Genomic DNA, 15957 nt, shown 5'->3' with positions numbered 1-15957 from the left:
GGCAGGCATGACAGGCTTTCCCTGCCGCATGCGCTCCCTTTCAGTTCCGTACGGATTTTTCCGGACTGAACCCGTTCCCGTTAAAAAGCATACAGACTCATTTTCCGCTCGCCGAAAAAAGGGGAGGTGTTTAGTGTGTCCGCAGACATGAGCTGTATTTGTCATTTCTTCAAAGTTCTGGCGCGCCGTGCGGGGCTGCTCACTACCGTGGCCGCCGCCGCCTTTTTTCTGGGTGCATCGGCCGCCGAGGCTTCTGTACGAGTGACGGAACCCGCGTATCCCGCCACGGAAGTGGGGGGAGAGTCCCAGTACAGCCATTTTCCCATTCCCCTGAACCAGTACAAGCCCGCTCCGCCGGATGCCAGCCTGATGCAGGTGCTTACCGAGCGCAACGAGCAGTCCGGCGGTTTCAACCTAGCCGTGACGCTCGTCTTTATGGGCGCCATTATCCATACCTTCCTGGCAGGGCGCTTTGAACGCTATTCCCACAAGCTGGCGCTGCGCTACAAGGAAAAGCTCAAGGAAACCAACTTCCGCGTGATGCACCCGGAGGAGCGCCTGCCGGTCTCCTTCGCGTCCGCCATTTTCCATTTCCTGGGGGAGGTGGAAGCCGTGTTCGGCATCTGGATCATCCCCTTCATGTTCGTGTGCTGGAAGTATTATTCCTTTGAGGACTTCTCAGCCTATTTGAATTACGACTGCTCTTTCACGGAGCCCATGTTCGTGATGATCATCATGATCATCGCCTCTTCCCGGCCCATCTTCAAGCTGGCGGAATCCGTGGTCAACTACGGCGCCAAACTCGGGAAATCTTCGCCCGGGGCCTGGTGGATTTCTGTGATGACCCTTGCTCCCCTGCTCGGTTCCCTGATTACGGAACCTGCCGCCATGACGATCGGCGCCCTGATCCTGAGCAAGAAGTTTTACGACCTCAAGCCGAAGAAGACCCTGATGTACGCAACGCTGGGGCTGCTCTTCGTGAACATCTCCATAGGCGGCACCCTGACGCATTTTGCCGCGCCGCCCGTGGTGATGGTGGCGGAAAAGTGGGACTGGGGCCTTGCGCACATGATCCAGCACTTTGGCTGGAAGGCTGTTTCCGCCATCATCATTTCCAACCTGGCCTACTTCTTCCTCTTCCGCAAGGAGTTCGGTCGGCTGGCCGCCCAGCAGCGCGAGTTCAACGAGTTTGACGACGCCGTTCCCCAGTCCTGGGAAGACCGCAATGACAAGATTCCGGCGTGGGTGACGTTGGCGCACGTCTGCTTCCTGACCTGGACGGTCCTCTTTGCCCATGAACCGGTCATGTTCATCGGCAGTTTCCTCTTCTTCATCGGCTTTACGGTGGCCACCCCCCAGTACCAGAACCAGATGTCCCTGCGTGTTCCCATGATGGTGGGCTTCTTCCTGGCGGGCCTGGTCATTCTGGGCGGCGTGCAGGCCTGGTGGCTGGAACCGGTGCTGACGCGCCTGGGGGACTACGCCATGATCGGCGCCACGCTGCTGACGGCGTTCAATGATAACGCCGCCGTCACCTTCCTGGCGTCCACGGTGCCCAACCTGCCGGAAGCCGTCAAATACTCCGTGGTGGCCGGCGCCGTAACGGGCGGCGGCCTGACGGTCATCGCCAACGCCCCCAACCCGGCGGGGCAGGCTATTCTGGGCAAGTACTTCAAGGGCATCAATCCCCTGTGGCTGTTTGCCTGGGCGGCTTTCCCCACGGCTGTCGTGTTCATCTTCTTCACCTGCTTCGGCCATTAAGGGGCGGAGCCGGACGTTACTTTTATGTTTACCGGACTCGTTGAAACAACAGGAACCGTGGAAGGGTTTACGCCCATCAACGGCGGAGCCAGGCTGACGCTGGTAATTCCGTTTGGCCGTGAACTTTCCCTGGGTGATTCCGTAGCCGTCAACGGCTGCTGCCTGACCGTGGACGCGCTGGACGGGGAGCGGGTCTCCTTTGACCTGCTTTCCCAGACCCTCCGCGTCACCAGCCTGGGGAACCTCCAGCCCGGGGGCCTGGTGAACCTGGAGCGCGCCATGTCCGCCATGGACCGCTTCGGCGGCCACTTTGTGATGGGGCATGTGGACAATACCGGGACGGTTACGGCCCTGGAACCCGTGGGACAGGACCACCGCCTGGAAGTCCGCATTCCGGATGAACTGGCCCGTTACTGCATTGACAAGGGCTCCATCACCATTGACGGCATTTCCCTGACAATCGCCAATCTGAACGGCTCCCTGCTGGAATTCTGGATTACGCCCCATACCTTTGGCCGCACGAACCTGCAACGCGCCGTTTCCGGCCAGCCGGTAAATCTGGAAGTGGACATGCTGGCCAAGTACGTGGAAAAGCTGTTTACTGCCCGCGAAAACGCGGAGGGGTGAGGCTTTCCGGGAGGGGTGAAGGTGAAGTGTGAGGCCCGCAGGACGGATTGATTTTGTGCAGGGGAAAGATGTATTCCACTGGCTTGTGAAGGTACGTCCTGCCGGGACAAGCGTTATTCCAGCGCCCCCGTAAAGGAACGCCCTACTTCGCCATTCCGCCTTTGGCTGTGACCCATTTGCCGCGTTTGATGACCCGATCAAAGGAGAGGCCGTGATGTTCCGCTGCCGCCTTCGTTTCTTCCCACTGGGAGGCCAGAATCCCGGAAATGACCAGCACGGCATCCTTCTGCATCGCCGCGATAATATGGGGAAAAGCCTTTTGCAGGATGGTGGAAAACAGGTTGGCGACGACCAGGCTGCCCTTCTGCCGGGCTGCGGGCGTCCATTCAAAAACGTCCCCGACAAATAAATCCAGTTGTTCAGGCGTGACGGCGTTGCGTTCCATGTTGTGCCGGGCCACTTCAACCGCCATGGGGTCAAAGTCGAAGGCTGCGGCGTGCTCCGCCCCCAGTTTCAGCGCCGCAATCGCCAGTACGGCGGTTCCGCAGCCGATGTCCGTCATAGTCCAGGCTCTTCCCTTGCGGGAGTGCGCAAAGTCGGCAATGAAGCGCAGGCAGGCGGACGTGGTGGCATGGTCTCCGGTGCCGAAGGCCATTTCCGCCGGAACGCTCAGAATACGGCGTCCGGGGAATTGTTGCCGCAGGGCGGCAAGCTTTTCTGCGGAGCTCTGTTCCGTGATGACCAGGGAATTCCTTATTTTGAGCGGAGCGCGTTCCTCCCGGTTCTGGGCCGCTACCCAGTCCCGCGTCTTGATTTCCCGGACGGAGCCGCCAAAATACTGCTTCAGGGTCAGGGCGTCTTCTTCCTGGTCACAGTAAACGGTAATTCTGATGGTCTTGCCCCCTTTGATGATGGTGATGGAGGCATTGGGATTTCCGGCAATGCGTTCGCTCCACGCGTCTTCCCATTTGGCGGGGGACAGTTTGTTCCAGCTCCAGGTCATGCGGGGAGTATGGAAGCTTTTCCGGCAGGAGGCAAGGACGGATGCAAAGGAAGGAACAGTTAAAGGAAGCTCCGGGGATTATCCATTTCCGGGATTATTCCCTTAAAGGCCGTGAAGCGCCGCAAGGTCTTGAGGGCCTTCCGGAAACTGGCCGGAACTTACAGGGATTTTCCGTTGGGCCACATCAGCATCCGTTTCAGGAAGCGTTCATTGTTGACGGTGACCTTCGGGAAGAGGCGCCTGCTGGATTCCTTGAGCGCTCTGATGGCGTCTTCCCCTTGCAGCGGCGTGCGGTCCGAACCGCTGATGACGTTGCGCAGCCATGCGGTCTGGGGCATGTCATAAGCTTCCACAGCCTTGAAGGGCATGCGCTCCCGCCAGTTGGTGCCTCCCGTGGTTCCGGGAATGTTCAGGCGCTTGTTGACGTCAAAGAGGGCGGGCCAGAGGATGGCCGCATAACGGGAGTTGGAACGGAACAGGGCATTGTACATGGCCGTCTTGATCTCCAGGTTCCAGTAGGAGAGCCATGTTTCCGGCTGCATGCCCGCGAAGTCCGCAAACCATTTCAGCAGGCGCGCTCCGTCTTCCGCCTGGTGCACAATGCTTTCCTGCTCCGGGCCGGACGGCGTTTTGGGAGAGGTGCCCTCCCACAGGCCCAGTTTCCGTGCACGTTCAATCTTGGCGTAGCTGTCATTCCAGGTCCGCATGATGGTTTCAAAGTCATGCGTGCCGAACGCCGCAAAGGAGCATTCATGGTATTCCTTTCCGGGAGTGATGGTGCCGTCCGTCCTGATTTCCCAGTGGGGTATCTTGAAACCGGGAATGTTAAGCTGGCGCATGTTCGGGCGCACGTAATCCGGCACGCACCCCAGGTCTTCCCCCACCACGCTGACGCCGGGGGCGGCGGAGAGCAGGAGGCGCAGGTAAAGGTCTCCGTCCGTCAGGTTCAGGTTGCGGTCCACGGCGTTGTCATCCGCGCGCGGCTTGAAGCCGGGGAGCCTGCCTCCCGTTCTCTGGGCCGCCTGCTCAAGGGTAAGAGGCAGGAAAACCTCGTTTTCCGTGGGTTTCCACGGGAAGGAGTAAATGCGGTAAAAGCCCAGGATGTGGTCAATCCTGTACATGCTGAAAATCTTGGTGCAGTACTTCACCCGGCGTCTCCACCAGGCAAAGTTGTCCTGGGCCATGACGTCCCATTTGTACAGGGGAATGCCCCAGTTCTGCCCCCATTTTGCCGTGAACGGATCCTCCGCGTAATTGCCTTCCGCCGGGGCGCCGCCGCACCAGTCCGTATCAAACAGGTAGCGTTCAAAGAAGACGTCCGCGCTGCTCAGGGAAACGCCGATGGGGATGTCCCCCATCAGTTTCACGTTGCGTTCGTCCGCGTAAATCCGGATGAATTCCCACTGCTTTTCACAGAGCCACTGAAGCCAGCGGGCAAAGTCCTTTTCCTCCTCGTAATCGGCGGCGATGGCCTTGGCCCGCGCGGGGTCCTGCTCCGGCCAGTGCCACCAGATCTCCGTGCCGAACAGGTCGCAGAGAACCTGGAAGCAGACAAAGTCTTCCAGCCAGCTTCCCTGTTCCTTCACCCATTCCCGGAACTTGGGCATGATGCCTTCATATTCCGGCTTGGTCTTAAAATTGTTCCACGCTTCCCGCAGAATCCACATTTTCCAGAACCTGACCTTGGGGTAGTCCACCAGGTTGGGGCCGGAGGGCTGTTCCCACGGCAGCGTATCCCCGGTTTCATTGAAGACGCGTTCTTCCAGGCCGGGGATGGTCCAGGGTTCCAGGGAAAGGTACAGGGGCTCCAGGGCAATGGAGCTGATGGCGGAATAGGGGGAAGGGCATTCGTCCCGCCCCAGAGCATTGACGGGCAGGAGCTGGAGAAATCCCACATGGGCGTCCGCCGCCCAGTCAATCCACTGGCGCAGGGCCGTCAGGTCCCCGATGCCGTGGTCGTTGTTGCGGCGCAGGGAGAACAATGGCAGAACTACGCCGGCTAATCTCTTTTCATCCATATCAGAACGCATGCTTGAACGGTTTCCCGGATGGACCTGTGCCAGCCGTGGAAACCGTGAGTAGCAGAATAGCATCTCCCGGAGGAATGCGGCAAGCCTAATACGTTGCCTTTGCGCCATGATTCCGCGGTTTCCGCAGGAAGAGCGCGCAGAAGTTTTCCTGGCTGCCCGGAATGAACGGAACGCGCATGGACATGAAAGACGGGATTTTTCTTTTGAAATGGCATCCTGCGCAAACAGGCGCAAATTCTGCTTCCATCCGCAATCTGTGGCAGTTAAAATCATACGCAAATGAAATTGGCACTTCTCCCTTCCGCCCTGCTGGCGCTTCTGGCCTCCTGCGGCCCGAACAAGCATATGAATGCCTGGGAGCGCCAGAGTTCGGCGCTGGACCCCGTGGGCATCACGTCCAAGAAAATGGCGGCCAAACACAGGGCGGACCAGGCGTCTTACAAGCCGGGGGAATCCGTCACGTTCAAGAAGGAGAAGCTGATGGTGTTCGAGCAGAATCCGGAGAATAATTTTTCCACGAGCGGAACCGTCAAGGGTGGCGTGAAAACAGCCAAGGTGCTGGTTTGCGGAGACTTGTTCGCCAAGGTGGAATTTGAGGACGGCAGCCAGGGGTACGTGAGCCTGTCTGAAGTAGTCAATCCGCAGGAAATGATGGGCTTTTATCCCGTCACCGCTCCCGACATGGTAGGGCCGGACGGAGCCCTGCTTCCGCTGCCCGCCAATATGGGCGCCGTCAGCCCGGAAGCCGCAGCGGCTTCCCGTGAGCTGGATATGTCCCGCATGGATACCTCCCTGGTTCCGGTGCCGGCCTCCGCTTCCCCGTCACCTTCGGGAGCCGCGCCGCAGGAACCTCCTCCGGTCAGTGCGCCTCTCCCGGAATCCAGCGTGAAGCAATAAGCGCCTTTGGCGCAGACGCCGGAGAGCGGGGATGAATTTGTTACCCGCCTGCGCTGGTCTCTCTAACCTTGTTTTCTCCTGTCTGATTGGCTGAAACCTATTCCGCCGTCAGCTCATACGCCACGGCGTCCGTTACAGTGACCGTGGCGAATTCTCCCACGGGCAGGGTGAGGGGGACGGAGACGGTTCCGTCAATGTCCGGGGCGTCCCATTCCGTTCTGGCGACGCCGGGCGCGTCCACCAGCACGCGGATTTTTTTGCCGATCTGGTCCTGGCCCGTTTCCGAGGCAATGCGGGTCAGCAGCAGGGTGGCCTCATTATAGCGGCGCGCCTTGGTGCGGTGGTGCACCTGGTTGGGCATCTTGTAGGCCTTGGTTCCCTCCTCCCGTGAGAAGGTGAAAATACCGGCCCGTTCAAAGCGGAATTCTTCAATGAACTCCATCAGCTCCTGATGGTCGTCCTCCGTCTCTCCGGGGAATCCGGTGATGAAGGTGGTGCGGATGGCGATTCCCGGAACGGCTTTCCGGATGTCCCGCAGGAGGTTGCGGATGTAGTCCCCGTCCGTCACGCGCTGCATGGCGCTGAGCATGTTGTCGGAAATGTGCTGGAGGGGGATGTCCACGTAGCGGGCCACCTTGGGACTCTCCGCAATGGCGGCGGTCAGCTCGTCGCCCCAGTGGGCGGGATGGGTGTAAAGCAGGCGGATCCAGAATTCCCCTTCAATGGCGTTCAGGGCGCGGATCAGGGTGGCCAGGGATTCCCCGCGGGAAGAGTCCACCGCGCTGCGGCGGTTGGGGCGGGCGTCCGTCCATTTGTCCATGCCGTAATAGGTAATGTCCTGGGCAATCAGGCAGATTTCCTTTACTCCGGACCGGATGAGGGCTTCCGCTTCACGCACCACGTCCTGCTGGGAACGGCTGCGGTGGCGCCCCCGGATCATGGGGATGATGCAGTAGGCGCAGCCGTGATTGCACCCTTCCGCTATCTTGATGTAGGCCGTGTGGGAGGGGGTAAGACGGTAGCGCGGCGTGTCCCAGTCCGGCACGTACTTGCACTTGCCTTCAATAAAATTTTTGTCCGGAGCGGTCCGCTCCATCACTTCCGTGATGATTTCCGGGAGTTTGGTGATCTGGTCCGGGCCGATGAAGGCGTCCACCTCCGGCAGCAGGGCAGGGAGTTCCTTCTGGAAGCGCTGGGACAGGCAGCCCGCCACAATCAGCTTCTGGTTTTCCGGATAGGCTCCGCTTTCCCGGGCGCGCACGACGTCCAGAATGGCGTCGATGGCTTCCTGCTTGGCCTGGTCAATGAAGGCGCAGGTGTTGACCACCATCACGTCCGCCAGCTCCGGGTCCGGGGTCATGGCCATGCCGGCCTTCTGCATGTGGCCGATCATGATTTCAGAGTCGATCAGGTTCTTGGGGCAGCCCAGGGAAATGAGTCCAACGGTGAGAGGCATGGCAGTGAGTGAAGAGAGCGTGGTGAGGTCAGTCCCCGGCAGGGGAGTCGTCCCTGACGACGACGAGGTCGAACGGACGGATGTCCACGACGCGCACAGGGGTACCCTTAATCAGTATGCCTTGTCGAGAGAAAACCTCGCATATTTCGCCATGGATCATGGCCTTGCCGTTGGGTTTCAGCTCCGTTACGGCGTTCCCCCGGTCGCCTACCTGCACGCGCGGAATGTTGACGGCTTCCCCGGCGGGGCCTCCGCTGACCGTGGCGTTCGTCACGCGGCGCATCAGGATGGAATCCGGCAGGTACTTCATCAGCACGGCGATCAGGATGGCGCCTCCGGTCAGGCCCAGGGCCAGTTTCAGCAGGGGAATGCCCAGGACCATTGCCAGCGTGTTGACGTCGTCCCACTGTCCGTCACGGATAACGTGGTCCCATTCCCAGGAGCTGATCATGCCGCCGAACAGGGCCAGGAAGATGCAGATGCCGCCCGCAATGGCCGCAATGAAGGTGCCGGGGATGACAAAGAATTCCACGCACAGCAGGACCACACCCAGAATGAGCAGGGCCGCCGTTTCATACCCCGCCAGGTTCCCCGCAATGTTGTTGCCGAAGAAGAAGAGGGCGAACGCGGCAATAGCCACAATGCCGCCGATGCCGAACCCCGGAGTCTTGAATTCCATGTAAATGCCGCCGATGCCCAGCAGGATCAGGACGGGGGAGGCCCATGCAATCCAGAGGCCGATGCGTTCAAAGGCGGTGGGCTCCGCCGTGACCGCGGGGGCATCCACCTTCTCCTGGGCCAGCAGGTCCGTGACGGAGGTGGCCGTTCCCTGGGCCAGCAGGGGCTTGCCGTCTTCCAGCCGCGTGGCGGCCTCCTTGCCCGTCAGGGTCAGGAGCGCGCCTTTTTCCAGCTTGACGGGGCCGAACTGCTGGTCCTTGTCGGACGGAATCATCATGGCCTTCACCACCTCCGGGCGGTAGCCCTTTTCCGTGACTACGGAGCGGGTGAAGGCCCAGAAGGCGCTTTCCGCCTTCTTGCGCATGACGGGGTCCATTTCCTCCCCGGAGGAGGTGATGATGCCCGCCGCGCCGATGGAGGAGACGGGCGCCATGTAAATCTTGTCGCACGCCGCGGAGATAAGCGCTCCGGCGGACATGGCCTTGGGGTTCACGTAGGCATAGGTGGGAATGGTCAGCGGCTGGATGCTTTTCATCATCATCTCGCTGGTTTCCCAGGCCAGGCCGCCGGGCGTGTTCAGGTCAAACACCACGGCCCGCGCCTGTTCCTCCTGCGCCCGCTTCAGGATGCGGTTCATGAAGCCGAAGCTCTGCTTGCTGGTCAGGGAGTCTTCTCCCACGGGGATGACCACTACCCGGTCGCGGAAGGATTCCTCCGCGGCCGCCCGGAACGGGGACCCGGCAAACAGGGCCAGCAGAGCCAGCAACAGAAGGTGAATATGCTTCATGCCTGCAAGCTAACACGTTCCGCGCCCGCGCTCAATGGGGAAATGCGTTTCACGCGCGCCGTGGCGCCGGATACCGCCGCGCCGCCTCAACCGGCCTGGGGCCGGAGCATGGCTGCGCGCCCGTTTTTTCCGGTTTGTGCCTCTCCCGGGTATCCTGATTCTGTCTCCTTGTGCATGCGCCGGGGCTGTGCTAGACTGGCCGCGCCTTATGGGAAGGATTGATGAAGACAGCATTCGGCGCGTTCTGGAAGCCACGAACATTGTAGATGTGGTGGGTTCCTACCTTTCCCTGAAAAGGGCGGGGTCCCGCTGGAAGGCGTGCTGCCCGTTCCACAATGAGAAAACGCCTTCCTTCATTGTGGACCAGACCCGGCAGAACTTCAAATGCTTCGGCTGTGGGGAAGGGGGGTCCGCCATCACCTTCGTGATGAAGATGGAGAACCTGGGCTTTGCGGACACCGTGCGGCGTCTGGCGGAAAAAGCCGGAATCACCATTGCGGAAGAGGTGTATGACGCCGCGGAGGAAAAGCGGCGCAAGGCGCGCACCGCCCTGCTGGTAGCCCACAAGAAGGCGGCTGAATTTTTTCACAGGCTTCTGCTCCGTTCGCCGAAGGCGGCGGAGGCCAGGGCCTACCTGAATTCCCGCGGCTACGGGGCAGACATGGCCAAGCGCTGGCAGGTGGGCTGGGCGCCGGATTCTTCCCGGGAGTTTCTGGCCTGGGCGCGCACGGAAGGCCTGCCGGACCAGGTTCTGATAGATTCGGGCCTTGCCAACCGCGGAGAGCGGGGGGACCTGTACGCCCGTTTCCGGGACCGGCTGATGTTTCCCATCAACAACGTGTATGGGGAGTGCGTGGCGTTCTCCGGCCGCATCCTGCGGGCCCAGGAAAACGTGGGCAAGTACGTCAACTCCCCGGAGACGGCCATTTTCAAGAAAGGAGACGTGGTATTTGCGCTGGACAGGGCGCGCGGCCCCATGGGGAAGACGGGAAAGGCCCTGTTGTGCGAAGGGCAGATTGACGTCATCGCCTGCCATGAAGCGGGGCTTTCCTTTGCCGTGGCTCCGCTGGGGACGGCGTTCACGCCGGAGCACGCCAGGATTCTTTCACGCTATGCCTCCCGGATTGTACTGTGCTTTGACGCGGACAAGGCGGGCATGGCGGCGGCGGACCGCGCGTTCAGGGAACTGGCCCCCTTCGGCAAGGATATTTTCCTGGTGAATTTGCCCGCGGGGGATGATCCGGACTCCTTCATGAAGAGGGAAGGGAAGGAAGTTTTTTCGGAAATGGTGGAGCAGGCTCATTCCTTCTTTGAAGTCCGCATTGAACGCGCCCGGGAACGGGGGCTGCTGAATGACGCCGGCTCCAGCGCCGCCTTTGCCCGTGAGCTGACGTCCCTGCTGGCCTGCATGAGCGACCCTGTGGCGCGTGACCTGGCCACGGCGGACATCGCCGCGCGCATGCGCATGACGGCGGACAACCTGCGCGGCGCGGTGAGAACGGCGGGCAGGCGCCGGGAGAGGGAAAAGACCCAGTCCGCGGGCCGTTCCGCGCCGGAGGAGGATGTTCCGCAGGTGCTGCCCCCCGTGAAGATGAACCGGGCGGTGGCCGTGCTCTGCGAGTTGTCCCTTCAGAACGCGCGGGCGCAAAGCCTCATCGTGGACCGCATTGAGGAATTGCTGGAACCCATGCGGATGCTGCAAGGCGGGGAAATCCTGAAAAAAATCCTGGCCCGGCTTCCTTCTCCGGACAGCCCCGCGGCCATCCAGGCCTTTCTGGCGTCCCTTCCCCAGCCGGAACGGGACGCCCTGCACCTGCTGAATCTGGACCCGGTGCCCATTCCGGATGTGGACAGGAGCGTTCAGGAGGCCTGCTCCGGCATTGCGAAGGCTGCGCTGGAAAGGCACATCGCCTCCCTGAAAGCGGAGATTGCGGACCCCTCCACGGATGCCGCCAGAAAGCTGGAGTTATCCAAACTTAGTGTTGACTTGAAGCGTTTACTGGGTACAATGTAGTGCTTCGATACCTCCGGGTATTGTATAATGGTGAATTGTGCCCTCTTCTTTTCAAGATATGTCCAAATCCGGTGACCCATCCTCCTCTTCTCCCAAGAAGACTTCCGCCAGCAAAAAAGCTTCTGAATCCAAGGAAAAAGTAGCGGCCAAGCCTGCCGCAAAAACTTCCAAAACCACTCCCAAGGCGGCACCTGCCAAAAAAGCCCCCGCCAAGGCTGCCGCTCCGGCGGCCAAAAAGCTCGCAGCCGCCAAGCCCGCTGCGGAAAAGAAGGCCCCGGTGAAAAAGGCCGCCCCGGCTACTGCAGCCAGGAAGGCTGCGGCGCCCGCTAAAAAGGCCCCCGCCGCCGCTCCGGCCAAAAAAACGGCAGCCCCTGCCGCAACCGGGAAGGCCCCGGCCAAGCCTGCGGAAAAGAAACCCGTGGAGAAGAAGTCCGCCAAGGCGGAAGCCCCCAAGAAATTGAGCGAAATCCTGGAAGAGGAACGCAAGAGGGCTGCCAGCCGCAAGATCACGAATCCGATTGACGCCCCGGAAATCCAGGAAAAAATCCGTGAACTGATCAAGCTTGCCAAGGAGCAGGGCTACCTGACCTTTGACGACATTAATGACTCCCTTCCCAACGACATTGTTGACCAGCAGGATTACGAGGCCATCATGGACCGCCTGCGCAGCATGGCGTTTGACATCATTGACGCGTCCGACGTGGACAGTTACACGGACCGCACCCGCATCAACACGGAGGAAGAAGACGAAGAGGAAAAGCTGGAAGCCAAGATGGACATTCTGGACGATCCCGTCCGCATGTACCTGAAGCAGATGGGCCAGGTTTCCCTGCTCACCCGTGAAGAGGAAGTGGCCATCTCCAAGAGGATTGAGGACGCGGAACAGAACGTCCAGCGCTGCGTGCACCGCTTCGGCTTCATTGCGAACGCCTATCTGGACGTGGCCTACCGCCTGCTTGACAACGAGGAACGCTTTGACCGCGTCATCCTGGACAAGAAGATTGACTCCCGGGAACGCTACATGAAGGGCCTCGCCCAGCTTTGCGCCCAGATCCAGCAGACCCATCAGGACGCTTCCAGCGCCTTCCGCAAGCTGTACCGCAGCCGGGAAGCCGCCAAGTCTGTGAAAGCGCGCCAGGCGGAGTTTGACAAGATTGCCGGCGTGCTGGTGAAGCTCTTCGGTCGCCTGTACTTCAAGCACAAGGTGATTGAAGATTTCTGCTCCATGATTGACGAGGCCCGCGACCGCGTGCTCCGCATGCAGAAGAAGGTGGCCCAGGACCCGGAAAACAAGGAACAGAAGGAACACCTTGCGGAACTGGAACTGCGCATGTGGATGACGGCGGATGAAATGACGGAAGCCTATCAGGAGCTCCGCAAATGGCTCCGCGAAGCCCGCAGGGCCAAGGACGAGATGGTGGAAGCCAACCTGCGCCTGGTCATCTCCATTGCCAAAAAGTACACCAACCGCGGCCTTTCCTTCCTGGACCTGATCCAGGAGGGCAACATGGGCCTGATGAAGGCGGTGGAAAAGTTTGAATACCGCCGCGGCTACAAGTTCTCCACGTACGCCACCTGGTGGATCCGCCAGGCCATTACCCGCTCCATTGCGGACCAGGCCCGCACCATCCGCATTCCCGTGCACATGATTGAAACCATCAACAAACTGATGCGTGTTCAGAAACAATTGGTGCAGGAATACGGGCGCGAACCCACGCCGGAGGAAATCGCGGAGGAAATCCACCTTCCCGTGGAACGCGTGCGTTCCGTGCTGAAGATGGCCCAGCAGCCCATTTCCCTGCAAGCCCCCGTGGGGGATTCCGACGATACCTCCTTTGGCGACTTCATTGAGGACAAGGCAGCGGAAAACCCCATGGAGGAAGCCTCCTTCTCCTTCCTGAAGGAAAAGATCAAGGATGTGCTGGACACCCTCACGGACCGCGAGCGAGAGGTCATTGAACAGCGCTTCGGACTCCGGGACGGCAGCCCCCGTACTCTGGAGGAAGTGGGCCGCCAGTTCAGCGTCACGCGCGAACGTATCCGCCAGATTGAAGCCAAGGCCCTCCGCAAGCTGCGCCACCCCACGCGCATCAGCAAGATCAAGGGATTCCTGGAAATGACGGAATCCTGACCGGATTTACGCCGTATGCCGTGCTACGCTCCAGGGTCATGAAGACCTGCGTGGCCGCGGCATGCGGCATTTTTATGTTACTGGCTTCCTGTTCCGGCACCGGGGACTTCAAGCCTGCGTTCAACCAGCCGCTCCAGCCCGTGATGCAGCCGGGCTTTGTTTATGTGGACCAGGTGGCCCCGCTGGTAAAGACCAACCTGAAGTATGCCGGGTATGACAATTTTGTGGGGCGTCCGCTGGACGGCTACCACGGCAGGCGCGCCATCCTGCGCACACAGACGGCGCGAGCCCTGAAAAAAGTCTCGGAAGACCTGTACAGGCAGGGCTATGTGCTGGAAATTTATGACGCCTACCGTCCCCATACCGCCGTGCTGGACATCTGCAAATGGGGCGCGGACGCGGGTGACCAGAAGATGAAGGCCCGGTATTACCCGAACATTGACAAGGCAAAGGTATTCGGGGACCACTATGTGCGCGATTTCTCGGAACATTCCCGCGGCGTGGCCGTGGACGTCTCCCTGCTGTATGCTAAAACAGGAAAGCCCGTGGACATGGGCGGCCATCATGACCTGCTGGACCCCAGCTCCGCCACGGACAGCCCCCTGGTGACTCCGGTCCAGCACCGGAACCGGATGATTCTGAAAAAGGCATTTGAAAAACAGGGGTTTGCCAACTATTCCCCGGAATGGTGGCACTACCGTCTGCTGAATGAACCTGCGCCCTCCCTGCATTATTACTTCCCGGTATGGGACGGCATGGCCGCGCGGTAGGCACGGGCACTCCCGCTGTCACGGACGCGCATTTTATCCTTTGATTTTTTTCCGGTGGAAATAGGATAACGGAATACTGTAAAATTTGACCAGATGAAAGAAGAACGTTTCCATGATTCCTCCCTCCGGCCTGAGGCCTACCGCTGGGCCGCGGTGATAGCCCTTCCTCTCCGCCTGGTGGTGGGCTGGACGTATTTCTCCGCTTTCTGGCGCCGCCTGGTTCTGGAAAACAAGCTGATTCCGGATGATCCGGGGTACATCGGCGTCAAATTCAACCATTTTCTTCCCAATGCGCTGGGCATCAAGCCGGTCATTGAATATCTGGTGACGCATCCGTCCGAACTCTGGTGGTTTATGGCGGCGTTTACCATCATTGAATGCCTGGTAGGGCTGATGCTCATGCTGGGGTTGCTGACGCGTCTGGCGACCGTAGGGGTTTTCTCCCTGGCGCTGGGGATTCTGCTGGGTTCCGGGTGGCTGGGAACCACCTGCCTGGATGAATGGCAGATAGGCATTCTGGGAATGTGCGCCGGGCTTCTCCTCTTCCTGACGGGGGGCGGTTCCTGTTCGCTGGACGGCAGGCTGGCACAGCTTCCGTGCTGCGCGCGCCGGGCTTCCCTGTTTGCGTGGGTGGCCTCCGGTCCGCTGCCGCTGGGGTACCGGAAGCTGGCGAAGGTTTCCATCTGGTCCGCCGTGTTCATGATGTTCGTCACGCTGGGAACCAACCAGTTCTTCCATGGCGGGGTTTGGGGGCCGCTCCATAACAAATCCGTGAAACCGCTGCTGGAAGTCAGCGGGGCCTCCCTCTCCGGGGATGGCCTGCGCTTCAACGTATACCGCACGGAGGGCGTGGACACCTACGGTTCCTTCCTGGTCCGCGTCCGGCTGACGGACGGACAGGGAAATACCCTGTGGAAGATGGAGGCGGACGAGCTTTCCGCCCTCCCTCCTTCCGCTATTGAAAATAGTTTTATCGCGTGGATTAAGCCGGGAGCTTTCGGTCTGGTTATTCCACTGGGGGCGAAGGCCGGCGTGACGCTCCCCGCCGCACTGCCCGTGGTCCCGGAAGGTCCGGTCTCCGTGGTGCTGACGGACGTGAGCGGCAAGGAATGGTCCGCTCCGGTCCGGAAGGCTGGCGGTGCGTGAGCGGTCCCGGAAGATGGAGAAAGACAGGATAAGGAGAAGAGTTCCCGTGGGGGAAATTCTTCCGGACGATAAGCGTGTTCGTTCGCGACAAGCTGCTTGTCTTCCGCAGGAGCTTTTCTTTTTCAGAAGGATACGTTCATTTCCATCTTGACAAGGGTGGCGATGGCGATAAAAGGGGAATGATGAAAACTACCCTGCTCATATTCTGTCTTGCCTGCTTTTCGCCCGCTTCTCTGGCGGAAGAAACCTTGAATTCCCTCCTCAAGCAAAGGGAACAGCTTTTGTCCAGCATGGCTGAACTGGCGCAGGAACAGTACAAGTCCGGCCTTGCCCACTGGGATGCCGTAATCCGGGCCAACGTGAATTTGCTGGAATTCCGCCGTGACAATGCCGCCTCTCCGGAAGATGCCCTTGCCATCCAGAAGGAGCTGGCCAAGTCTCTGGAACAGGCCTTCCGGGTGGCGGAAAAAGCCTGCGCCTCCAATACGGGTGATAAAATGGAGGTTCTCAAGGCCCGGGACGCATGGCTTGCCGCCAAATGCACCCTGATGTCCATGGAAAGCCGTTTGGGCGGGGAGGGGAAATAGCCGGCTTCCCGTATGGCTTTGTAATGGCATTTGTTCATGCCGTGCCTCTCCATGCCGCTGCAAGGCGCGC

Annotated in this window: 12 protein-coding genes; 8 read left to right on the top strand and 4 right to left on the bottom strand. The window is 60.2% G+C overall.

Features of this window, described 5'->3' with window-relative positions; genetic code table 11:
* Nucleotides 1-147 precede the first annotated feature (147 nt).
* Nucleotides 148-1761, top strand: a complete 1614-nt coding sequence (locus HHJ06_RS08845; protein ID WP_215428974.1) for a putative Na+/H+ antiporter — start codon at nucleotides 148-150, stop codon at nucleotides 1759-1761.
* A 24-nt stretch (nucleotides 1762-1785) separates the two neighbouring features.
* Entirely contained in the window at nucleotides 1786-2388 is a 603-nt protein-coding gene (locus tag HHJ06_RS08840; RefSeq protein ID WP_215428973.1) for a riboflavin synthase, read from the top strand.
* Between the two features lie 142 nt (nucleotides 2389-2530).
* Here the strand turns inward: HHJ06_RS08840 and HHJ06_RS08835 are convergent, their stop codons facing one another.
* Together HHJ06_RS08835 and HHJ06_RS08830 are read right to left on the bottom strand one after the other, a co-directional pair.
* Nucleotides 2531-3391, bottom strand: coding sequence for a 50S ribosomal protein L11 methyltransferase (locus tag HHJ06_RS08835; protein ID WP_215428972.1), 861 nt, complete (start codon nucleotides 3389-3391; stop codon nucleotides 2531-2533).
* Between the two features lie 158 nt (nucleotides 3392-3549).
* The gene (locus HHJ06_RS08830) at nucleotides 3550-5421 is read right to left on the bottom strand and encodes a 4-alpha-glucanotransferase (RefSeq protein WP_215428971.1); all 1872 of its coding nucleotides are present in this window, start codon (nucleotides 5419-5421) and stop codon (nucleotides 3550-3552) included.
* Between the two features lie 279 nt (nucleotides 5422-5700).
* On the opposite strand from HHJ06_RS08830, the gene HHJ06_RS08825 reads away from it, so the two are divergent.
* Entirely contained in the window at nucleotides 5701-6318 is a 618-nt protein-coding gene (locus tag HHJ06_RS08825; protein ID WP_215428970.1) for a hypothetical protein, read from the top strand.
* Nucleotides 6319-6415: 97 nt separating this feature from the next.
* On the opposite strand, the gene rimO is transcribed toward HHJ06_RS08825, so the two are convergent.
* Nucleotides 6416-7774 carry a 30S ribosomal protein S12 methylthiotransferase RimO gene (gene rimO, locus HHJ06_RS08820; protein ID WP_215428969.1) on the bottom strand — a complete coding sequence of 453 codons (1359 nt, stop codon included), beginning with the start codon at nucleotides 7772-7774 and terminating at the stop codon, nucleotides 6416-6418.
* 28 nt (nucleotides 7775-7802) lie between these two features.
* Entirely contained in the window at nucleotides 7803-9239 is a 1437-nt protein-coding gene (locus HHJ06_RS08815; protein ID WP_215428968.1) for an NfeD family protein, read from the bottom strand.
* A gap of 208 nt (nucleotides 9240-9447) precedes the next feature.
* On the opposite strand from HHJ06_RS08815, the gene dnaG reads away from it, so the two are divergent.
* The 5 genes from dnaG (at nucleotide 9448) to HHJ06_RS08790 (ending at nucleotide 15887) form a co-directional block, all read left to right on the top strand.
* The gene (gene dnaG / locus HHJ06_RS08810) at nucleotides 9448-11253 is read left to right on the top strand and encodes a DNA primase (protein WP_215428967.1); all 1806 of its coding nucleotides are present in this window, start codon (nucleotides 9448-9450) and stop codon (nucleotides 11251-11253) included.
* Between the two features lie 58 nt (nucleotides 11254-11311).
* Nucleotides 11312-13384 carry an RNA polymerase sigma factor RpoD gene (gene rpoD, locus HHJ06_RS11880; RefSeq protein ID WP_215428966.1) on the top strand — a complete coding sequence of 691 codons (2073 nt, stop codon included), beginning with the start codon at nucleotides 11312-11314 and terminating at the stop codon, nucleotides 13382-13384.
* Between the two features lie 74 nt (nucleotides 13385-13458).
* The gene (locus tag HHJ06_RS08800; RefSeq protein ID WP_215428965.1) at nucleotides 13459-14154 is read left to right on the top strand and encodes a M15 family metallopeptidase; all 696 of its coding nucleotides are present in this window, start codon (nucleotides 13459-13461) and stop codon (nucleotides 14152-14154) included.
* A gap of 93 nt (nucleotides 14155-14247) precedes the next feature.
* Nucleotides 14248-15300: a TQO small subunit DoxD gene (locus HHJ06_RS08795; RefSeq protein WP_215428964.1), complete on the top strand. Its 1053-nt coding sequence runs from the start codon at nucleotides 14248-14250 to the stop codon at nucleotides 15298-15300.
* 179 nt (nucleotides 15301-15479) lie between these two features.
* Nucleotides 15480-15887 carry a hypothetical protein gene (locus HHJ06_RS08790; RefSeq protein WP_215428963.1) on the top strand — a complete coding sequence of 136 codons (408 nt, stop codon included), beginning with the start codon at nucleotides 15480-15482 and terminating at the stop codon, nucleotides 15885-15887.
* Nucleotides 15888-15957 lie beyond the last annotated feature (70 nt).

The sequence above is a fragment of the Akkermansia muciniphila genome (assembly GCF_018709685.1).
GTDB classification, from domain to species: Bacteria; Verrucomicrobiota; Verrucomicrobiia; order Verrucomicrobiales; family Akkermansiaceae; genus Akkermansia; species Akkermansia muciniphila_E.
The sequence above is the reverse complement of the archived record's forward strand: the minus strand, read 5'-3'. Positions and strand labels throughout refer to the sequence as shown.